Below are 21,701 nucleotides of genomic sequence, written 5' to 3' on the forward strand. Positions count from 1 at the left end.
ATCCGACACACCGCGGGGTTTCGTGGGATCGGTTTTTGTTATCACCCCCCCCCCCCCACCCCCCCGCGGCCCCCCCGGTTTCACCGGCCGGGCCCGACGCTGGCTACTGACGGTGCTACAGCCCGCCGGTCTGGAGCAGCCGGTTCGGGGAGCCCCCCGAGACGGTCAGTTCGTCCTTGACGGTGTGATCGGTGATCCAGGTCGCGATGGCCGCCGGGCCGGTCGACGGGCTCTGGGCCCTGGCGAGGGCGGCGACACCGGCCACGTGCGGGGCGGCCATGGACGTGCCGTTCAGGGCGATGCTGTCGCCGCCGAGTCTGGCGGAGATGATGGCCGCGCCGGGAGCGTAGAGGTCGAGGCACGCTCCGAAGTTCGAGAAGTCCGTCTCCTCGTCCAGATGGTTCGTGGCGCCGACCGTCAGCACGTCGGCGGCGCTGGCGGGCGAGACGTTGCAGGCGTTGATGGAGTCGTTGCCCGCGGCGAACACGGGCAGGACGCCCCGGGCGGCCAGGGCGGTGGCGGCGTTGTTGACGGCGGTGTTGCGGGGGCCGCCGAGCGAGCCGTTGAGGACGGCCGGCTGGACGGCGTTCTGCGCCACCCAGTCCAGGCCGGCGATGATGCCCGACCAGGAGCCCGAGCCCTGGCAGTTCAGGACACGGACGCTGACCAGGGCGGCCTCGCGCGCCACGCCGTACCGCTTGCCGGCGACGGTGCCGCCGACATGGGTGCCGTGGCCGTTGCAGTCGGCGCCGCTCCTGCCGTCGCCGATCGCGTCGAAGCCGGGCCGCGCCCGGCCGTCGAACTCGGCGTGCCCGAACTCCAGACCGGTGTCGAGGATGTAGGCGGTGGCGCCCGTGCCGCCGGTGCCGACGTTGAACTGGCCGTTGAGCGGCAGATAGGGCTGGTCGATCCGGTCCTGACCCCAGCTGTACGCGACGTCCCGCAGGGTCGTCCGCGCCTGCTCGGGCGCCACGGTGACCGTGGCGTCCTGCTCGACGGTGGCGACGCCCGGCAGCTTGCGGACGGAGTCCAGCTGAGCGGCCGTCAGCTTGGCCGCGTAGCCGGAGAAGACACGGTTGTAGGTGAAGAGCGGCTTCACACCCGGCACCTGTTGCGCGGTGCCGGCCGACTGCCCCGCCTTCAGGGTGACGATGTACTGCCCCGGAATGGCCTTGGGAGAGGTCGAGGTGGTCAGCGGGGCGAGCGAGGGGCCGCCCGAGGGGGAGGGCACGGAGTGGGCCGAGGCCGAGAGGGGCCCGGCGATCGCCACGGCGGCGGAGAGCGCCACCGCGAGGGCGAACCTGATTCGTGTACGCATGGCCCTGAGATGACCAGCAGAAACGATCAAGGTCAATCACTTTGCGTAACAGTCGATCACTTACCGCAGCGAAGTGTGAAACACGCCCGCTGAACGCAGTAACCCCCGAGCGGCCGCCGACCGGCCCGATGGGGAGCGGCCGCGCATCCATGGGCACGCAATGGGCACGCACGAGGGCGACAGAACCGTCGCGCTCCCCATCCCGACCCAACAGGGCATGAAAAAGCCCCAGGTCACGGCGAGTGAGTCCTGGGGCTGATCCGAGCCGCCTTCGGGATTCGAACCCGAGACCTACGCATTACGAGTGCGTTGCTCTGGCCAACTGAGCTAAGGCGGCATGCCGTGCGTTCCCATGGTGGGTGCAGCGGCCTCGCCAAGTCTACACAGTTTCGAGGGGTGCTCCTGACCACCCTCCACGTGGCCCACGCCACCCCTCACGTGCAGCGCTTGCCGTCCTTCGGGACCGTGCCCTCCAGGAGGTAGGCGTTGATCGCGGTGTCGATGCAGTCGCTGCCCCGGCCGTACGCCGTGTGGCCGTCGCCCTCGTACGTCAGCAGGTTTCCGGAGGCGAGCTGGGACGCCAGGGACTCGGCCCACTTGTAGGGGGTCGCCGGGTCACGGGTGGTGCCGACGACCACGATCGGGGGCGCGCCCTCGGCGGTGATGCGGTGGGGGCGGCCGGTCGCCGGGGTCGGCCAGTAGGTGCAGTTCAGCGCCGCCCAGGCGAGGCTCTTGCCAAAGACGGGGGACGCCTTCTCGAACGACGGCACCGCCTTCTCGGCGTCGGCCGGCCCACGGAAGGACGCCGGGAGGTCGAGGCAGTTCACGGCCGCGTTGGCGGACATCAGGTTCGCGTACGAGCCGTCCGCCTCGCGCTCGTAGTAGGCGTCGGCCAGTGCCAGCAGCCCCGCGCCCTCACCGCCGATCGCCTGGGTCAGCGCGTCGCGCAACTGCGGCCAGGCCGCCTCGTCGTACATCGCGGCGATCACCCCGGTCGTCGCCAGGGACTCCCCCAGCCGGCGGCTCTCGCCGGTCGGTACGGGCCGGGCGTCGACGTCGCGGAAGAAGGCCTTCAGCCTGTTGCCGGCCGAGGCGACGGACTCGGTGCCGAGCGGGCAGTCCGTCTGCTCGACGCAGTCGGCCGCGAACGCCCGGAAGGCGGTCTCGAATCCGGCGGTCTGGTCGCGGTTGAGGTCGATCGCGGGCAGCGACGGGTCCATCGCCCCGTCGAGGACCAGCCGTCCGGCGCGGGAGGGGAACAGTTCGGCGTAGGTGGCGCCGAGGAACGTGCCGTACGAGGCCCCGACGTAGTTCAGCTTCTTGTCACCGAGCACCTCCCGAAGGATGTCCATGTCCCGGGCGGTCTCCACCGTGGAGACGCGCGGCAGGACCTTCCCCGAGCGCTTCACGCAGCCCGCCGCGAAGCCCTTGAAGGAGGCGGCGAGCGCATCGGTCTCGGCGAGGTCGTCGGGGGTCTGGTCGACCTGCGTGTAGTCGTCCATCTGCGGGCCCGTCAGACACTCGACGGGAGCGCTGCGCGCCACCCCGCGCGGGTCGACGGCGACCATGTCGTAGCGGGCGCGGACGGGGACCGGGTAGCCGATGCCCGCGTACGCCTGGAGGTAGCCGACGGCGGAGCCTCCCGGGCCGCCGGGGTTGACCAGGAGCGAGCCGATGCGCTTGCCGGGGCCGGTGGCCGCGACCCGGGAGACGGCCAGCTCGATGTCCCCGGCCGCCGGCTTCGCGTAGTCGAGCGGCACGCGCAGCGAGGCGCACTGGAAGCTCGGCACTCCACAGTCGCGCCAGGTGAGCTTCTGCGCGTAGTAGCTCCGCAGGGCCGCGTCGGACGTCGGGGCGGGCGCCCCCGCCGACGACGGAGTCGCGGGCGCGGCGGCGTCGCTGCCGCCCGTGCAGCCGGAGAGGATCAGCCCGGCGGCCGCGAGGGCCGTGGCGGACGTACGGAGCAAACGCCTGGAGTCCATGGACCGGAGCGTATCCGTACGAGTACGGACCGTGTCCAATCGCCCGTGCTCAGTCGCGCAGCGCCATCGTCATCGCCTCCACCGCGAGCAGCGGGGCGACATTGCGGTCCAGCGCCTCCCGGCAGGCGAGCACCGCCTCGATCCGGCGCAGCGTCCGCTCCGGCGCGGTGTCACGGGCGATCCGCTCCACGGCGTCCCGCACGTCCTCGTTGGCGAGCGGCGTCCGCGCCCGGAGCTGCAGGGTGAGGACATCGCGGTAGAAGCCGGTGAGGTCGGTGAGCGCGAGGTCGAGGCTGTCGCGCTGCGTCCGGGTCTTCCGCCGCTTCTGCCGCTCCTCCAGCTCCTTCATCGCCCCGGCGGTGCCGCGCGGCATCCGCCCGCCCTGGCCCCCGCCGAGCGCGGCCTTGAGCTCCTCGGTCTCCTTGACGTCGATCTCCTCGGCGACCTGCTTGGCGTCCTCGCCGGCCGCGTCGACCAGCTCCTGGGCCGCCTTGAGGCAGCCGCCGATGTCGTCGACGCGCATCGGGAGCTTCAGGACGACGGCGCGGCGGGCCCGGGCCCGCTCGTCGGTGGCCAGCCTGCGGGCCCGGTCGATGTGGCCCTGGGTGGCCCGGGCGGCAGCGGCGGCGACCTGGGGCTCGATGCCGTCCCGGCGTACGAGCACGTCGGCGACCGCGTCCACCGGGGGTGTGCGCAGGGTCAGGTGGCGGCAGCGGGAGCGGATGGTGGGGAGCACGTCCTCCAGGGACGGCGCGCAGAGCAGCCACACCGTGCGCGGCGCGGGCTCCTCGACGGCCTTCAGGAGCACATTGCCCGCGCCCTCGGTGAGCCGGTCGGCGTCCTCCAGGACGATCACCTGCCAGCGACCGCCGGCGGGCGAGAGCTGGGCGCGCCGGACGAGGTCGCGGGTCTCCTTCACACCGATGGAGAGCAGGTCCGTGCGCACGACCTCCACATCGGCGTGCGTCCCGACGAGCGCCGTGTGGCAGCCGTCGCAGAAACCGCATCCCGGTGCCCCGCCCAGCGCCCGGTCCGGGCTCACGCACTGCAGCGCGGCCGCGAAGGCGCGCGCCGCGGTCGCCCGGCCGGAGCCCGGGGGGCCGGTGAAGAGCCAGGCGTGGGTCATCTTGGACGCCTCGGGGTCCGGCCCGCCGGCGGCATGGGCGGTCACGAGCGCGTCGGCGTCCCGCGCCGCGGCGGCGAGCTGCTCCTCGACACGCGCCTGTCCGACGAGGTCGTCCCATACGGCCATGTCTGCCCCTCCTCAGGTACGCACTCCATTGTGGGGCACCCCTCTGACACCTCCGGACGGCCCGGGACGACGCCCGGAACGCCCCTGGGTCGTCCCGGATACGCCGGACGGGGGCGCGGCCTGCCGCGCCCCCGTCCGTACCGCCTCGCGTCAGCGACGCCGGCGGCGGCCGTCGTCCTCGTCGTCGTGGGGGCCGAGCAGCTCGTCCGCCAGGGTCGGGAGGTCGTCGAGCGGGGTCTCCTCCGCCCAGTCGGAGCGGCGGCGCGGGCGGCCCTGGTCGTCGAGCTGCGGCAGCTCGCGCGTCTGCTCGTTGGATCCTCCGGGCTGCTCGTCGCGGAAGATGCCCGACGGCACCCGATCGACCGGGTCCGTCCCCCGTACGGGAGGCAGCACGGCCGTCTCGTCGGCGGCCCGCACCGGCGGCAGCACCGCCGTCTCGTCCGCGGCCGGCACCTGCGGCAGGACCGAGGTCTCCGCCTCGGGCCGTACGGCGTTCGGGTCGACGACCGGCGTCGGGACGGTGATCTCGTTCGGCGAGACCTGGGGCACCGTCTGCGTCACCTCGTCGGGCCTCACGACGGGCGTTTCCACGGTCACCTCGTCGGGCTGCACGACGGGGGTCTCCACGGTCACCTCGTTGGCCGACGCCTCCGCCGCGCGGGCGGCCTGCGCGGCCTTGGCGGCAGCGGCCTCGGCCGCCTTGCGAGCCTCGGCGGCCTCGACGGCCCGCTGCGCCTCCGCGGCCCGCTGTGCCTCGGCGGCCTTCCTCGCCTCCTCGGCGCGGACGACCTCGGCGGCCTTCCTCGCCTCTTCCGCACGGGCGGCCTCGGCGGCGGCCTTCTCCGCGGCCTCGGCAGCCGCCTTCCGAGCGGTCTCCTCGGCGGACTTCGCCGCCGCGGCCTCGGCCAGGCGTCGCGCCTCTTCCGCCCGCAGCAGGGCCTCCTCGGCCTTGCGCTGCTTCTCGCGGCGGCGTTCCTCCGCCTCCGCGCGCAACCGGGCCTCTTCCTCGGCCTGCTTGCGGCGGCGTTCCTCCTCCTCGCGGCGGGCCTTCTCCTCGGCCTCGCGCCGCTTGCGCTCCTCCTCGGCGGCCAGCCGGGCCTCCTCGGCCCGTTGACGGGCCTCCTCCGCCTGCCGTTCTGCCTCGCGGCGCCGGGCCTCTTCCTCCTCCTGGCGCTTGCGCTCCTCCTCCTCGGCGCGGAGCTTGGCGAGCTGCTCCTGGCGCTCGCGCTCCAGCCGCTCCTCCTCCGCCTTGCGGGCGGCCTCCTCCTCGGCCCGGCGCCTGGCGTCCTCCTCGGCCTTCCGCCGCGCCTCCTCCTGGGCCTTCACCTCGGCCTCGGACAGCGGCAGCATCCGGTCGAGCCGGTGGCGTACGACGGTGGTGACGGCCTCCGGCTCCTGGCCGGCGTCGACGACGAGGTAGCGGCCGGGGTCACCGGCGGCCAGCGCCAGGAAACCGGCCCGCACGCGCGCGTGGAACTCCGGCGGCTCGGACTCCAGCCGGTCGGGTGCCTCGGTGAACCGTTCCCGCGCGGTCTCCGGGGAGACGTCGAGCAGCACGGTCAGGTGCGGAACGAGACCGCCGGTCGCCCAGCGGTTGATGCGGGCGATCTCGGTCGGCGACAGATCCCGCCCGGCGCCCTGATAGGCGACGGACGAGTCGATGTACCGGTCGGAGATCACCACCGCGCCGCGCTCGAGGGCGGGCTTGACCAGCGAGTCGACGTGCTCGGCGCGGTCGGCGGCGTACAGCAGCGCCTCGGCGCGGTTCGAGAGCCCGGCGCTGGACACGTCGAGAAGGATCGAGCGCAGCCGCTTGCCGATCGGCGTCGCGCCCGGCTCGCGGGTGACGACGACCTCGTGGCCCTTGGCGCGGATCCACTCGGCGAGCGCCTCGGCCTGGGTGGACTTGCCGGCGCCGTCGCCGCCCTCCAGGGCGATGAAGAAGCCGGTCGGGGCGGGCGCCTGGACGGGGTCGGCGCCGCGCAGCGCGTCGCGCAGATCGCGGCGCAGCGGTACGCCGGCCCGGTCGTCGGTCTTGGCGAGGACGAGCGCGGCGACGGGCAGCAGCAGCGCACCGACCAGCATCAGCGTGAACGCGGCACCGCCGTGCGCGAAGACGAAGCTTCCGGAGGCGAGGCGGTGCTCCCCGATGGCGGCGGCGAGCAGCGGAGCGCCGAGCGCGCCGACGGCCATGGCGACCCGGGCGACGGCCTGGAGGTGTTCGGTGACCCGGGGGCGCCGGGCCTCCTCGGTCTCCTGGTCGATGAGGGTGTGGCCGGTGTTGGCGGCGACACCGGCCGCGTACCCGGCGAGCACGGCGAGGAGCAGGACCGTGGCCGTGTCCGGGACGAGGCCCATCGCGAGCAGCGCGATGCCGGTGAGGCTGATCGCGAGGGCGAGCAGCCGGCGGCGGGAGAGGACGGGCAGGACGGATCCGGCCGTCCTGATGCCGACGCCGGTGGCCCCGCTCAGCGCGAGGATCAGCAGCGCGAAGGTGACGGGGCCGCCTCCGAGGTCGTACGCGTGCAGGACGGAGACCGCCGCCGCGGCGGTGATGGCTGCGGCGACGGTGGCGCAGGCGAGGACGAGCAGCCGGACGGCTCCCGTGCGGCCCTTCTCCGCGGAGGGCCTGCGCAGGCCCTCCAGGGGCGAGCGGGGGCGCGGCGTCTGCCCGCCGGGCAGCTCGACGGCGTACAGCACGGAGAGCGAGGCGGCGAACAGTCCGGCGGCGACGTACGCGCCGAGGGCGGCCTGGTGCAGCGAGAACCACTCGATGCCCGTGCCGAGCAGGTTGCCGACGAGGGTGGCGACGAGGAGCACGGCGGCCGCGGCCGGTACGGCGAGGAATCCGGTACGCAGCGACAGTCGGCGCAGTGCGTCCAGGTGGTCCGGCAGGGGCCGCACGGCGGCGCCCTCCAGCGGCGGCGCGGGCAGCAGCGCGGGAGCCGCGCCCTCCTTGGCCACGGTCCACAGCCGCTCGGCGGCGCCGACGACGAAGACGGTGCCGAGCAGGAACCCGAGCGCCTTGTCCGGGGTCCAGTCGATCCACAGGGGCGCGACCACGAGCAGCGCGATCCGCAGACCGTCGGCTCCCATCATGGTCCAGCGCCGGTCGAGCGCGCCGCCGGGCGAGGTCAGCGCGGTGAGGGGGCCGAGGAGGACGGCGCCGAACAGCACCGACGCCAGCAGTCGGGCGCCGACCACGGCGGCGACGGCGAACGCGGCCCCACGGTATCCGCCGCCGAGGGCTCCCTCGAAGACGGCGGCCTGGAGCCCGAGGAGCACCAGGACCAGCAGGGCGAGGGCGTCCCCGGTCCCGCCGACGAACTGGGCGCTCCAGAGCCGTCGCAACGGTTGATGGCGCAAAAGCGCCCGTACGGCACGCTCCCGGGAGTCTGCGACAAGCGCGACGTCGGAGTCTGGCTGCTCTGCTCGCGTCATCCGTCCACCCTATCCGGACCCCTTTACTCCCCGTGGCCCGCGCCCGAACAAACGACGTAAGGGGCGGGGGCAACGGGCCCCCGCCCCTTACAAGGTGTGCCGATCGCGGCTATTCGGCCGTCTTCTTCGCGGCGGCGGTCTTCTTCGCCGCCGCGGTCTTGGCCGTCGTCGTCTTCTTCGCGGCGGTCTTCTTGGCCGCCGTCTTCTTCGCCGGCGCGGCCTTCTTGGCGGCCGTCTTCTTCGCGGGCGCCTTCTTGGCCGTCTTCTTCGCCGGACCCTTGGCACGCTTCTCGGCGAGCAGCTCGAAGCCGCGCTCCGGCGTGATGTCCTCGACGCTGTCGCCCGTCCGCAGGGTCGCGTTGGTCTCGCCGTCGGTCACGTACGGGCCGAAGCGACCGTCCTTGACGACCACGGGCTTCTCGCTGACCGGGTCGACACCCAGCTCCTTCAGCGGCGGCTTGGCGGCCGCCCGGCCACGCTGCTTGGGCTGCGCGTAGATCGCGAGCGCCTCCTCCAGCGTGATCGTGAAGAGCTGCTCCTCCTCCGTCAGCGACCGCGAGTCCGTGCCCTTCTTCAGGTACGGGCCGTAGCGGCCGTTCTGCGCCGTGATCTCGACGCCCTCCGCGTCGGCGCCCACCACACGCGGCAGGGACATCAGCTTGAGCGCGTCCTCCAGCGTGACCGTGTCCAGCGCCATGGACTTGAAGAGCGAGGCAGTCCGCGGCTTCACCGCGTTCTTGCCGGTCTTCGGGGTGTCCTCGGGCAGGATCTCGGTGACGTACGGGCCGTACCGGCCGGCCTTGGCGACGATCTGGTTGCCGCTGACCGGGTCGACGCCCAGCTCGAAGTCACCGCTCGGCTTGGCCAGCAGCTCCTCGGCGTAGGCGACCGTCAGCTCGTCGGGCGCGAGTTCCTCGGGGACGTCCGCGCGCTGGTGGCCCTCGGTGTCCTTCTCGCCGCGCTCGACGTACGGGCCGTACCGCCCGACGCGCAGCATGATGCCGTCGCCGACCGGGAAGGAGGAGATCTCCCGGGCGTCGATCGCGCCGAGGTCGGTCACCAGCTCCTTGAGACCGCCGAGGTGGTCGCCGTCACCGTTCCCGGCGTCCGCCGCGGCGGACGCTCCGGAGCCCTCGCCCTCGCCGAAGTAGAAACGCTTCAGCCACGGCACTGCCTGGGCCTCGCCCCGCGCGATGCGGTCGAGGTCGTCCTCCATCTTGGCGGTGAAGGAGTAGTCGACGAGCCGGCCGAAGTGCTTCTCGAGCAGGTTGACCACGGCGAAGCTCAGGAAGGACGGCACGAGCGCCGTCCCCTTCTTGAAGACGTAGCCGCGGTCCAGGATCGTGCCGATGATCGACGCGTACGTCGACGGGCGGCCGATCTCCCGCTCTTCCAGCTCCTTGACCAGCGAGGCCTCGGTGTAGCGGGCCGGCGGCTTGGTCGCGTGGCCGTCGGCGGTGATCTCCTCGGCGGACAGCGCGTCGCCCTCGGCGACCTGCGGCAGCCGGCGCTCACGGTCGTCCAGCTCGGCGTTGGGGTCGTCGGCCCCTTCCACGTACGCCTTCATGAAGCCGTGGAAGGTGATCGTCTTGCCGGAGGCGCTGAACTCGGCGTCCCGGCCGTCCGCGGAGCGGCCGCCGATCTTCACGGTGACCGAGTTTCCGGTCGCGTCCTTCATCTGGGAGGCGACGGTCCGCTTCCAGATCAGTTCGTAGAGGCGGAACTGGTCGCCGGTCAGACCGGTCTCCGCCGGGGTGCGGAAACGATCACCCGAAGGGCGAATCGCCTCGTGCGCCTCCTGCGCGTTCTTGACCTTGCCCGCGTAGACGCGGGGCTTCTCCGGCAGGTAGTCGGCGCCGTACAACTGCGTGACCTGGGCCCTTGCCGCCGCGATGGCGGTGTCGGACAGGGTCGTGGAGTCCGTACGCATGTAGGTGATGAAGCCGTTCTCGTACAGCTTCTGGGCGACCTGCATGGTCGCCTTCGCGCCGAAGCCCAGCTTCCGGCTCGCCTCCTGCTGGAGGGTGGTCGTACGGAACGGGGCGTACGGGGAGCGGCGGTACGGCTTCGACTCGACCGACCGGACGCTGAACGAGGTGTCGGCGAGCGAGGCGGCCAGCGCCCGCGCCTTCTCCTCGTTGAGGTGGAGGATGTTCGCGGTCTTCAGCTGCCCGTCGGAGCCGAAGTCGCGGCCCTGGGCGACGCGCTTGCCGTCGACCGTGTTCAGGCGCGCGACCAGCGACGACGGGTCCGACGGGTCGCCGGCGCGGCCGGTCGCGAAGGTGCCGGTGAGGTCCCAGTACTCGGCGGAGCGGAAGGCGATGCGCTCGCGCTCACGCTCGACGACGAGTCGGGTGGCCACGGACTGGACTCGGCCCGCGGAGAGGCCGCGCATGACCTTCTTCCACAGGACCGGCGAGACCTCGTAGCCGTACAGCCGGTCGAGGATGCGGCGGGTCTCCTGGGCGTCCACCATGCGCTTGTTCAGCTCGCGCGGGTTGCGGACGGCCTCCTGGATCGCGTCCTTGGTGATCTCGTGGAAGACCATCCGGTGGACCGGGACCTTGGGCTTCAGGACCTCGAGGAGGTGCCACGCGATGGCTTCGCCCTCGCGGTCCTCATCGGTGGCGAGGAAGAGTTCGTCGACCCCGGCCAGCTGCTCCTTGAGCTTCCTGACCTGGGCCTTCTTGTCCGCGTTGACGACGTAGATCGGCTGGAAGTCGTGCTCGACGTCGACACCGAGGCGGCGCACCTCGCCGGTGTACTTCTCGGGCACCTCGGCGGCGCCGCTGGGGAGGTCGCGGATGTGCCCGACGCTCGCCTCGACGACGTAACCCGGGCCGAGGTAGCCCTTGATCGTCTTCGCCTTGGCAGGCGACTCGACGATGACGAGTCGGCGGCCGCCCTGTGCGGTCTCGCTGGTCGGGGACAACTTCGCTCTTCTCTCCGGTCGACGCTCGGTGGCACGTACGGCGCTGGTACTCCGCATGGCACGCACGGCGGCGACACGCTGGGTGACGCTGCCATCGCTGCGGAGTGTGACGGTACAACCCGCCCCCGTGTCAAACGGCGAAAGCCCGCAACGGCCACTCGAACGGTAACCCGAGTCCTGGCATTCCTGCCGCCCGGACTCCCGGTCCGGTGGGGCGGGCCCGCTCGGGGCGACCTCGTCACAGCCGCCCGAAGCACCACACCCCGAGGAGAAGGAAGACGATTCCGAAGATCGTCGTCAGCGTGGCGGCCATCGGCGTGGCGACCCCCTGCGCGACCTGTCGGCCGTGCGCCACGCGCACCCCCGTCCACAGCAGCAGCGCGGCTCCGAACAGCGCGAACGCCATTCCCGCGAAGATCGCCGGCCCGCTCTCCATGCCCGTACCCCGTTCCCTTCGCGGGCCCCCGTGGCCCCGGAGGCCGAGGCTGGCACCTCCCGGCGTCGTCGGCGCGAATTCCGGGTGAACGACGCGGACGCTCCCGTACGGGTTCACGAATATGGCCGGTAGTGCGCCCCTCCCTCCTTCCTTCTGGTTCGTCACATCACATCGAGCGTGGCCCGTCGCCTGCTGCCCCGCTCGAAGACGGCGAGGAGTGCCACGGCCAGGAGCGCGTATCCGGCGCCGACCGCGAGCTCGGCGCCGAGCAGCGCGCCGTCGAGGCCGTCACCGGCGGTGAGCCGGCGCGCCGCGTCCGCCGCGTGGGTCAGCGGCAGCAGGTCGCCTGCCGTCCGCATCCACTCCGGCAGCGTGGGGCGGGGGACGGCTGCGCCCGTCAGCAGGAGCAGTACCGAACTGGCCACGTTCGACACGAGAAAAACGTCCCGGAAGCGCAGCCCGAGCGCGCCCAGCGCGAGCCCGAACGCCGAGCAGGCAGCGGCCGCGACGAGCAGCACCAGGGCGAGACCGGGCAGCGCGGCGACGGGCACCGGCAGTCCGAGCACGAACGCGGCGACGGTGAGGACGAAGGCGCTGACGAGCAGCCCGTTCAGGACGTACGGGAGGGCACGTCCGGCCCACAGGGGGACGCGATGGCGCGGCGAGAGCAGGACGGCCCCGAGGGTGCCGAACCGGCGCTCGTTCGCGATCGCCATCGTGCCGCCGTACACGCAGGAGGCGGAAGCCGCGAGGACGGCGTTGCCGACCAGATGGAAGCGGTCGTCGGCGACACCGAGTTCTCTGCCAAGGAAGACGAAGAAGAACACCTGGAGCAGCGGCCCGACCAGCAGCGTTCCGATGAACATGGGTGGGGTCGTCCAGTTGAACAGGGCGCGGTAGGAGAGCGATCCGCCGACCACGACGAGCCGGGCGGAGGTACGGAAGCGGAAGCCGATGAGGCGGAGGCGGAAGCAGAACATCCGGCAGGGTCCTTTCAGGCGAGGGCGAGCGTGGCCGCGGCGCGCGCCCGGCGCTCCACCCGACCGAGGACGAGGACGGCGGCCAGCGCGTATCCGGCGCCGAGGGCGACGGCTCCGAGCAGCGGGGTGAGGAGGTCCCCGCCGGAGGTCGCGGCATGCACGGCACGCGCGCCCCAGGTCGTCGGCAGCGCCCAGGAGATCGGGTGGGTCCAGGCGGGCAGCACACCGATCGGCACGAGCAGCCCGGACAGCAGCCAGACAGGCGTGTCGAGCGGGTTGGCCAGCGCGTTGGCGTTGCGCAGCAGCACGAAGGTGGCGGCGAGCAGCAGCCCCATCATGCCGAGCGCGAGCACGCACACGGGGACGGCGAGGAGGAAGAGGAGCGGGTGCGCGAAGTCCAGGGGCACGCCGAAGAGCAGCACGCCCCACAGGACGGTCGCGCCCATCGCGTACGTACCGATGACGGCGGTCGCGAGGGTGATCGGCAGCAGGACGAGGGCGAGCGGGGCGGGCGCCACGACGAGCGTCTCCAGCGTCCCCAGCCAGCGCTGGTTCTGCACGGCTCCGCCCGAACCGAACAGCACCGAGCCCCAGATGCCCATGAGACCGGCGCCGACGGAGGCGGTGAGCAGCCGCTCCGGGTCGCCGGCCGCACGGAACAGATAGACGGCGAGGGTCGCGTACACGAGCGGCACGAGGACGGCGAAGGTGATCTCGATCGGCGAGCGGGACATGTACGAGACATGGGTGCGCACGCCGACGCCGATCAGCCGCAGGACGCGCGTCACGCCGACACCCCCCGAGAACGCCGGGACGCCCGGTCATGCTCCGGCGCATCGGACCCGTCGGACCCCTGCCGGTCGTCCTCGGCGACGATCGCGATGTAGGCGTCCTCCAGGGAGGGTTCACGGCTGGCGACCCGCCCGATGCGTATGCCTTCGACGGCCGCCAGGATCCGGGCGTGCGGTACGGCTCCGCGGTCGGTCTGCACGGTCACGGTCTGCGCGGCCCCCCGGTCCTCCGCCGACGCTCCCCGCACACCCGGCAGTTCACGGATCCGCGCCAGGTGCTCCTCGCCGACGCCGTACGCCTCGATCTCCAGCACGTCCCGTTCCTGGACGCGGGACTTGAGGCTCTCGGGCGTCCCGAGCGCCTTGATCCGGCCGCCGGCGATGACGGCGACACGGTCGCAGAGCTCGTCCGCCTCGGCCATGTAGTGGGTGGTGAGCAGCACGGTCGTACCGGCGGCGGTGAGATCGGCGACGGTGCGGCGCAGATCGCGGGCGGCGACCGGGTCGACGCCGATGGACGGCTCGTCGAGGAAGAGGACGTCGGGGTGGTGGAGGAGGCCTCGGGCGATGTGGAGGCGTTGCCGCATCCCGCGCGAGTACCCCTCGACCCGCTCCTTCTCGCGGCCCGTGAGGCCCACCAGGTCGAGGAGTTCGGCGATCCGCCGCTTCTGGGCGCGGGCCGGGACTCCGTACAGCTCGGCGAAGTACCGGAGGTTGTCGAGGGCGGACAGCCGGTCGTAGAGGCCGCGGTCGCCGCCGAAGACGTAGCCGATGCGGCGGCGTACGGCGACGGGGTCGCGGGCCACGTCGTGGCCGAACACCCGGGCCGTGCCGGACGTCGGCAGGAGCAGGGTGTTGAGCATCTTGATGGTCGTGGTCTTCCCGGCGCCGTTGGGGCCGAGGAGCCCGAACAGTTCGCCCGGCGCCACCTCGAAGGTGACCCCGCGCACGGCCTCGGTCTCGGTCCGGCGGGGCCGCAGCCACCCGGTCCTGCTGGTGTAGGTGCGGCGCAGCGCGTCCGCCTCGATTGCGAGCATGCGCGGGACGTTAGGAGCGCCGTACCGCCCCGGGCCATCGATTCGGGAGCCCCCGAATCGTCAGGCGACCGCGTGCAGCACGCCCTCCCCGGCGAGGAGCGCGAGCAGCGAACGGCCGGTGTCCGTCAGCTGGTAGTAGACGGAGCGGCCGACCCGGTGCCGGGTCACGACGCCCGCTTCCGCGAGCACCGACAGATGCTCGGAGACCGTGCTGGGCGCGAGCCCGAGCCGGTCCGCGACACCGGCCGTGGTCAGGGGACCGACCAGCTCCCGCAGGACGGCCGCACGGCCGCGTCCGAGCATCAGCCCGAGCCGGTCCTCGGCGACGGGCTCGACCGGTTCGCGCAGCGTTGCCGCCCCCCGCGCCTGGTAGGAGACGGCGACCACCTCGGGGTCGTCGGTGGAGTAGAGCCGGCAGCCCTCCGCGAAGACGAGCGGGACCAGTACCAGACGCCGCTCCCCCGTCGCGTACTCCGCCTCGTAGTGCTTGGTCAGTTCGAGCACCGGACGCTCCCAGCGCCCGCGCGCTTCGAGCCCGCTGAACAGCGTGTCGACGCCCTCGGTCGCGAAGGTCCGCGCCCGGACGAGGACTTCGTCCTCGACGAGTCGGCGCATGGTCGGCCAGTACGGCTCGATCGCGCCCTCCCACCAGGCCGCGTACGCGTCGGCGAGCGCCGCGCAGGCGGCCTGCGGGTCCTTCAGATAGGGCAGCAGGAAGGGCTCGTCGGCCATCCCGGGGAAGGTGACGGCCGCCTGGGCCCGGACGAACTCCGGGTCGGTGGAGCGCAGCTGATCGAGCTCCTCGTGGACATTCACCGTGCCGACGGGGCGCGGCAGCAGGAAGTCGGAGACCTCGTACCGTCCCTCGGCAAGCAGCTCGCGCAGCGGCCCGAGCCGCTCGTCCTCGCGCCACACCTCCCGCGCGCCGACGACCCACTCCTGGTACGGCCAGGAGGGCCGCCGCCACGGCAGCGCGAGGTGGAGGGCGCAGAAGGCGTCCCGCAGCGGGCTGATCGCGATGCGGGTCGCCCCGAGCGAGGCCTCGTCCAGCTCGATCCGTATCAACCCTGCCGCCCCTCCTCGCCGACCGGGAGGAGGAATCCCTCCTCCACCAGCAGCCGGATCGCCTGCGGGGTGCGGTCGCGCAGCAGCACGGGGTCCTCGCCCATCAGCTGCCCGATCGCGTCGAGGATCCGGCCGGCGCTGAGCGAGCCGTCACAGACGCCCGCGAAGCCCGCCCCGACGTGGTCCACCTTGGTGGCGCGCCGCATCCCGCGGTTCTGCCGCAGCACGACGTGCTCGGGGTCCTCGGCGCCCGGCAGCCCGACCTGCTCCTGCATCACCTCGGGTGCGAGGGCGAAGTGGTCGGCGAGCAGGGCCGCGTCGTCATGGGCGCGCAGATAGTCCTGGCGCTCGAAGTGGGCCCGTACGGTGTCGCCGAGCGGCTGCTCGACCGGGTGCGGCCACTCCTCGATGACGATCGACGGCTCGACAGCGCCGGAGGCCACGGCGGCGTTCTTGCGCAGGGTGATCCAACCGAAGCCGACGGCCTTGGTCTTACGGGCCTCGAACTCGTCCAGCCAGGCCCCGTACCGCGTCGCGTACTCCGTCGGCTCCTCGCGGTGGTCGCCGCTGTCGCGCAGCCACAGCTCGGCGTACTGGGTGATGTCCTGGACCTCGCGCTGCACGATCCAGGCGTCGCAGCCGCGGGGGACCCAGGAGCGCAGCCGGTCCTGCCACTCCTCGCCCTCGACGTGCTGCCAGTTGGCGAGGAACTGGGCGTAGCCGCCGTCGTTGAGCCGCTCCCCGGACTCCTGCACGAGCGTGCGGCACAGGTCGTCGCCGCCCATCCCGCCGTCGCGGTAGGTGAGCCGGGCGCCGGGGGAGATGACGAACGGCGGATTGGAGACGATCAGGTCGTACGTATCGCCGTCGACCGGCTCGAAGAGGGAGCCCTGGAGCAGCTCGGCCTCGCGGGCGCCGGAGAGCGCGAGGGTGAGGCCGGTGAAGTCCAGCGCGCGGGGGTTCAGGTCGGTGGCGGTGACCAGGGTGGTGTGCTGGGCGGCATGCAGGGCCTGGATTCCGGAGCCGGTGCCGAGGTCGAGCGCGGAGGACACCGGCGTACGGACGGTGATGCCGGCGAGGGTGGTGGAGGCCCCGCCGACGCCGAGGACGACGCCTTCGTCCTTCTTTCCGATGCCGCCGGCCCCGCCGACGGCGCAGCCCAGGTCGGAGACGATGAACCAGTCCTGGCCCTCGGGCCCGCCGTACGGCCGTACGTCGACGGCGGCGCGGACCTCGTCGTCCACGAGCTCCACCCAGCCGTCCGCCAGGCACTCCTCCAGAGGCAGCGCGACGGCCGCCCGCTCGGCGGGGACGGACCCCTGGAGCAGGAAGAGCCGCACGAGGGTCTCCAGCGGGGAGTCCCCCCGGGTGGCCCGCAGCGCAGGCACGGTCTCGCTGCGCGCGAGCGCGGCGTAGGCGGGGGCGCCGAGCAGTTCGAGCAGGCCGTCGGCGGTGAAGTCGGCGGCGAGCAGCGCTTCGCGCAGCCGGGCGGCGTGCGCGGGCACGGGGAGGCGGGAGGTCAGGCTGGTCGTACTCACCCCACCATTGTGACGGCCGCCACCGACATTGCCTCTGCCGCCCCGCCCGGGGCGACCCCGGACCCGGCGGCTTCGGACCCGGGCCACGGACCCGGGCCACCGGCCCGCCACGGACCTGGGCCGCGGACCCGGGCCACCGGCCCGCCACGGACCTGGGCCGCGGAACGGGCCGCCACGGACCTGGGCCGCCACGGACCAGGCCCACGGACCCGGCCCGCCACGGACCCGGGCCACGGTCCCGGCTGCCTCGGACCCGGCCGCGTCGTGCCTGCCCGGTCGGCAACGCGAGGGCCCCGGGCGAGCGGTGCTCACCCGGGGCCCGTACGGCCCGTCCGCCCTACTCCGCCTTCTTGCTCGCGGATCCCGACGGCTTCTCCGAAGGCTTGGTGGACGTCTTCTCCGAAGGCTTGGAGCCCGCGTCGGGAGACGCCGAGCCGCCCGCCGCCGGCGAGGGCGTCGCCCTCTGGCAGCCCGGCTGCTTCGCCATCGCCGTGCCCAGCTCACCGGACTGCAGCTTGGCCAGCGCGTCCTGGTCCATCTTCTCGATCTTCTTCAGACCGTCGGCGACACCCTGCAGACCGTCCGCGAACTTCTGCTGGTTGTTCGGGTCGAGCCCGTCGACCTGCTTCTTCAGCCCCTCGTACGCCACCGCCGTGGCGTTGAGCTCCTTGACCGCGTCCTGCTGGAGCTTCTCCCCGTTGTCCACGGGCGGCGCACCGGCGGCCTCGATGGACTTGGCGAGCGCGCGGTCCGCGTCGGCGATGTCCTGGAAGGCCTTCGAGTCGGCGGCCTGGATGTCGGCCGGCTTTCCGTCCGCCGCCGTCGAGATGATGAGCTGCTGTGCGTCGGCCCGCTTCTGGATCTGGGGCTTCGCCTGGTCGCAGACCGTCTTGGCCCAGTCGTCGACCTTGTCGCCGTCGTCGCTGCAACCGGACAGCGCGAGTACCAGTACCGCGCCGCCGGACAGCGCGGCCGCAAGTTTCTTGTTCACCGGATCGGTCCCTTCCAAGGCTCTCGGCCCCGGAACATACACGCCATGCGGGCGACATCCACCTTTCGTGCGACCGATTCATCCCATATTGCAGCCGTTCGCACCAAGGGAGACACGCCTCACTCCCCCACACGCAACGAGCGGACGACATGTCAACACATGCCGTCCGCCCGCACTCTGACCAGGTGTTACGAAATCACCGGCGTATCCGGCGAAGCGGCCTTGCGATGCGCGGCGTTGCCTTCGTCACCCGCTTCGTCGCCGACGGCCACCGAACGCCGCTTGGAGACGTAGACGGCACCGACGATGACGACGATCGCGAGGATGGCGATCAGCGCCCGCAGTCCGGCACTCGAGTCGTCGCCGTAGCTGAACTGCACCACCGCGGGCGCGATCAGCAGGGCGACCAGGTTCATCACCTTCAACAGCGGGTTGATGGCCGGTCCCGCGGTGTCCTTGAACGGGTCGCCGACGGTGTCGCCGATGACGGTCGCGGCATGGGCCTCGCTGCCCTTGCCACCGTGGTGACCGTCCTCGACGAGCTTCTTGGCGTTGTCCCACGCCCCGCCGGAGTTGGCGAGGAAGACCGCCATCAACGCACCCGTGCCGATCGCTCCGGCGAGGTACGCGCCGAGCGCGCCCACACCGAGTGAGAAGCCGACCGCGATCGGCGCCAACACGGCGAGCAGTCCGGGCGTGGCGAGTTCGCGCAGCGCGTCCTTGGTGCAGATGTCGACCACGCGCCCGTACTCGGGCTTCTCGGTGTAGTTCATGATCCCGGGGTGCTCGCGGAACTGCCGCCGTACCTCATAGACCACCGCGCCGGCCGAGCGCGACACCGCGTTGATCGCGAGCCCCGAGAAGAGGAAGACGACCGCTGCGCCGAGGATCAGCCCGAAGAGGTTGTTGGGCTGGGAGATGTCCATCGAGAGATTCGTCTCGGTGACCTTGGCCCCGACGTCGCCGACCGCCGTGGCGATCGCGTCGCGGTACGAGCCGAACAGCGCCGCCGCCGCCAGGACGGCGGTCGCGATGGCGATGCCCTTGGTGATGGCCTTGGTGGTGTTGCCGACGGCGTCGAGGTCGGTGAGGACCTGCGCGCCCGCGCCCTGGACGTCGCCGGACATCTCGGCGATGCCCTGCGCGTTGTCGGAGACCGGTCCGAAGGTGTCCATGGCGACGATCACACCGACGGTGGTGAGCAGGCCGGTGCCGGCCAGGGCGACCGCGAACAGGGCCAGCACGATGGAGGCGCCGCCCAGCAGGAACGCCCCGTAGACGGCGAGGCCGATCAGCATGGCGGTGTAGACGGCGGACTCCAGACCGATGGAGATGCCGGCGAGGACGACGGTGGCGGCGCCGGTGAGCGAGGACTTGCCGATGTCCTTGACCGGGCGCCGGGTCGTCTCGGTGAAGTAGCCGGTGAGCTGCTGGATCAGCGCGGCCAGGACGATGCCGATGGCGACGGCGACCAGGGCGAGGATCCGCGGGTCTCCGGCATGGCTCTGGATGCCGGGCTCCGTGACGCCCTTGAGGTCGGCGTAGGAGGAGGGCAGGTAGACGAAGACGGCGATGGCGACCAGGGTGAGCGAGATCACCGCGGAGATGAAGAAGCCGCGGTTGATGGCGGTCATTCCGCTGCGGTCGGCGCGCCGCGGGGCGACCGCGAAGATGCCGATCATCGCGGTGACCACGCCGATCGCCGGGACGATCAGCGGAAAGGCGAGGCCGAGGTCGCCGAAGGCCGCCTTGCCGAGGATGAGTGCGGCGACGAGCGTGACGGCGTACGACTCGAAGAGGTCGGCGGCCATGCCCGCGCAGTCACCGACGTTGTCGCCCACGTTGTCGGCGATGGTGGCGGCGTTGCGCGGGTCGTCCTCGGGGATGCCCTGCTCGACCTTGCCGACGAGGTCGGCGCCGACGTCCGCGGCCTTGGTGAAGATGCCGCCGCCGACTCGCATGAACATCGCGATGAGCGCGGCACCCAGGCCGAAGCCCTCCAGGACCTTGGGCGCGTCGGCCGCGTAGACGAGGACGACGCAGGAGGCACCGAGCAGGCCGAGGCCCACGGTGGTCATGCCGACCACTCCGCCCGTGCGGAAAGCGATCTTCATCGCCTTGTGCGAGACGGACGTCAGATCCTTTTCCGGTTCGCCCGGCCCCGGGGTCGCCTCGCGGGCGGCCGCGGCCACTCGCACATTCGCCCGTACGGCGAGCCTCATGCCGATGTATCCGGTGGCCGCCGAGAAAAGCGCACCCACCAGGAAGAAGAGGGAACGCCCGGCGCGCTGCGACCAGTTGTCGGCGGGAAGCAGCAACAGCAGGAAGAACACGACAGCGGCGAAGATCGCGAGTGTCCGCAACTGCCGTGCGAGATACGCGTTCGCACCCTCCTGTACGGCGGCGGCGATCTTCTTCATCGCCTCGGTGCCCTCACCGGCCGCGAGCACCTGGCGCACCAGCACCTGGGCTACGAAGAGCGCGGCCAGCGCGACGACCGCGATGACGATCACGATGGTTCGGTTCTCGTCGGTGAGTACCGCCGCGGCGAGAGAAGTGGGGTGTCCGGTCAGTTCTGTGTTGAAGAGCCCCGCCATTCGTCCTCCTTGACGTTGCGAGCTCAAGATGTGGACGGATTGTAGGGAGCAGAACCTGATCAAAACAGGGCGCCGCAAACGGAATTCCCCATTGACTCGATCTTCCCATCGAAAGAAGTAATGGGGCAAAAGCATTTACACATGATCCATGATCTAGAGAAATGAAAAGAGGCCCTGCTCAGCAGGGCCTCTTTCATGATCTCGCCATGATCTCGAAGGATCGAGGTGCGCCATTCGTTCGACGTAAGCCATTCGGGGGAAGAGCCCCGGGGAACGGTCCTGGGTGGACGGTCCTGGGTGGACGGTCCTGGGAGAGCGGTCCCTGGGGGAGCGCTCGGAGGGGGTGCTCCTCGGACGCTCCCCGGGGGAACGCTCAGGGGACCCCTCGGAGACGCGCCCACAGGAGGCCTCTCGGAGGAGCCTTCAGGGGACTCTCAGGGGAGCGCGACCGCAGGCGTGGTCGGCCAGCTCATCCTGATGACCCCGCCCTCCTCGCCGGCTCGGACCTCGACGTCGTCGACGAGCCCACGGATCACCGCGAGCCCCATCTCGTCCTCACCGTCCGCGTCGTCGAACTCCTCGGCCGGAGCATCGTCCCGCGCACCGGGCACACCGGCGGCATCGGCCGCCGCCACACCCGCGCCCGGGACCTCGTCGCCGACCTCGATGGAGAACGTCTTCTCCTCCTCGGTCAGCACGACCCGGACAGGGGTGATGACGTCGTTGCTGCGGTGGAGCCCCACTGCACGGGAACACGCCTCGCCGACGGCGAGTCTGACCTCGTCGAGAACCGCCTCGTCGACCCCGGCCCTGCGCGCCACCGCGGCCGCCACGAGGCGGGCCGTGCGGACGTGCTCGGGTTGGGCGCTGAAGCGGAGTTCAACGGTGGCCATGCGGTCCCCCTAGGAACGTATGGGCGGGCAGGTCGGAGGACCGGGCGTGTGCGGCCCGGCTCTCCACTCCTTCTTCCGAAGCCGGCCGGCCGTCAGTCGGTGGCGTTGACGGCCTCGTCGACCGTGGTGTGAATGGGGAACACCTTGGTCAGACCGGTGATCCGGAAGATCTTCAGAATGCGCTCCTGGTTGCAGACCAGGCGCAGCGAGCCCTCGTGCGCGCGGACGCGCTTCAGGCCGCCCACCAGCACGCCGAGGCCGGTCGAGTCGAGGAAGTCCACGCCCTCCATGTCGACAACCAGGTGGTAGCTGCCGTCATTCACCAACTCGACCAACTGCTCGCGCAGCTTGGGCGCGGTATACACATCAATCTCGCCACCGACCTCGACGACCGTACGGTCGCCACTCGGGCCGGACACATTGCGAGTCGACAGGGACAGGTCCACGG

Annotated in this window: 15 protein-coding genes and 1 tRNA gene; all 16 read right to left on the reverse strand. The window is 72.0% G+C overall.

Translation table 11 applies throughout. The features are described from left to right. Positions 1 to 115: 115 nt before the first annotated feature. Complete coding sequence (locus tag ACFC0D_RS05270) at positions 116 to 1,318, reverse strand: S8 family peptidase (RefSeq protein ID WP_376431205.1); 1,203 nt, start codon at positions 1,316 to 1,318, stop codon at positions 116 to 118. 263 nt (positions 1,319 to 1,581) lie between these two features. Then, positions 1,582 to 1,655: transfer RNA gene (locus ACFC0D_RS05275), tRNA-Thr, on the reverse strand. Positions 1,656 to 1,752: 97 nt separating this feature from the next. Beyond that, entirely contained in the window at positions 1,753 to 3,300 is a 1,548-nt protein-coding gene (locus ACFC0D_RS05280; protein ID WP_376431207.1) for an alpha/beta hydrolase, read from the reverse strand. A 49-nt stretch (positions 3,301 to 3,349) separates the two neighbouring features. Further along, positions 3,350 to 4,552, reverse strand: a complete 1,203-nt coding sequence (locus tag ACFC0D_RS05285) for a DNA polymerase III subunit delta' (RefSeq protein ID WP_376431209.1) — start codon at positions 4,550 to 4,552, stop codon at positions 3,350 to 3,352. A gap of 150 nt (positions 4,553 to 4,702) precedes the next feature. Continuing rightward, positions 4,703 to 7,993 carry a dTMP kinase gene (gene tmk, locus ACFC0D_RS05290; RefSeq protein ID WP_376431211.1) on the reverse strand — a complete coding sequence of 1,097 codons (3,291 nt, stop codon included), beginning with the start codon at positions 7,991 to 7,993 and terminating at the stop codon, positions 4,703 to 4,705. Between the two features lie 109 nt (positions 7,994 to 8,102). Then, the gene (gene topA / locus ACFC0D_RS05295) at positions 8,103 to 10,925 is read right to left on the reverse strand and encodes a type I DNA topoisomerase (protein WP_376431213.1); all 2,823 of its coding nucleotides are present in this window, start codon (positions 10,923 to 10,925) and stop codon (positions 8,103 to 8,105) included. Positions 10,926 to 11,163: 238 nt separating this feature from the next. After that, entirely contained in the window at positions 11,164 to 11,361 is a 198-nt protein-coding gene (locus ACFC0D_RS05300) for a hypothetical protein (protein WP_376431215.1), read from the reverse strand. A 161-nt stretch (positions 11,362 to 11,522) separates the two neighbouring features. Further along, entirely contained in the window at positions 11,523 to 12,341 is an 819-nt protein-coding gene (locus tag ACFC0D_RS05305) for an ABC transporter permease (protein WP_376431217.1), read from the reverse strand. 14 nt (positions 12,342 to 12,355) lie between these two features. Continuing rightward, positions 12,356 to 13,129, reverse strand: a complete 774-nt coding sequence (locus tag ACFC0D_RS05310) for an ABC transporter permease (protein WP_376431219.1) — start codon at positions 13,127 to 13,129, stop codon at positions 12,356 to 12,358. After that, positions 13,126 to 14,169 carry an ATP-binding cassette domain-containing protein gene (locus tag ACFC0D_RS05315; RefSeq protein ID WP_376431222.1) on the reverse strand — a complete coding sequence of 348 codons (1,044 nt, stop codon included), beginning with the start codon at positions 14,167 to 14,169 and terminating at the stop codon, positions 13,126 to 13,128. Before ACFC0D_RS05315 ends, ACFC0D_RS05310 begins: the two co-directional genes overlap by 4 nt. 60 nt (positions 14,170 to 14,229) lie before the next feature. Then, positions 14,230 to 15,234, reverse strand: coding sequence for an ArsR/SmtB family transcription factor (locus tag ACFC0D_RS05320; RefSeq protein WP_376431224.1), 1,005 nt, complete (start codon positions 15,232 to 15,234; stop codon positions 14,230 to 14,232). After that, positions 15,231 to 16,772, reverse strand: coding sequence for a methyltransferase (locus ACFC0D_RS05325; protein ID WP_376431226.1), 1,542 nt, complete (start codon positions 16,770 to 16,772; stop codon positions 15,231 to 15,233). The genes ACFC0D_RS05320 and ACFC0D_RS05325 overlap by 4 nt, the downstream gene beginning before the upstream one ends. Positions 16,773 to 17,109: 337 nt before the next feature. Further along, the gene (locus tag ACFC0D_RS05330; RefSeq protein WP_376431228.1) at positions 17,110 to 17,763 is read right to left on the reverse strand and encodes a small secreted protein; all 654 of its coding nucleotides are present in this window, start codon (positions 17,761 to 17,763) and stop codon (positions 17,110 to 17,112) included. Positions 17,764 to 17,951: 188 nt separating this feature from the next. Then, positions 17,952 to 20,360 carry a sodium-translocating pyrophosphatase gene (locus tag ACFC0D_RS05335; RefSeq protein ID WP_376431230.1) on the reverse strand — a complete coding sequence of 803 codons (2,409 nt, stop codon included), beginning with the start codon at positions 20,358 to 20,360 and terminating at the stop codon, positions 17,952 to 17,954. Between the two features lie 434 nt (positions 20,361 to 20,794). Then, the gene (locus tag ACFC0D_RS05340) at positions 20,795 to 21,253 is read right to left on the reverse strand and encodes an ATP-binding protein (RefSeq protein ID WP_376431232.1); all 459 of its coding nucleotides are present in this window, start codon (positions 21,251 to 21,253) and stop codon (positions 20,795 to 20,797) included. A gap of 92 nt (positions 21,254 to 21,345) precedes the next feature. Further along, complete coding sequence (locus ACFC0D_RS05345; protein ID WP_137988538.1) at positions 21,346 to 21,699, reverse strand: STAS domain-containing protein; 354 nt, start codon at positions 21,697 to 21,699, stop codon at positions 21,346 to 21,348. Positions 21,700 to 21,701 lie beyond the last annotated feature (2 nt).

The organism is Streptomyces sp. NPDC056222 (assembly GCF_042264065.1).
Taxonomy (GTDB): domain Bacteria; phylum Actinomycetota; class Actinomycetes; order Streptomycetales; family Streptomycetaceae; genus Streptomyces.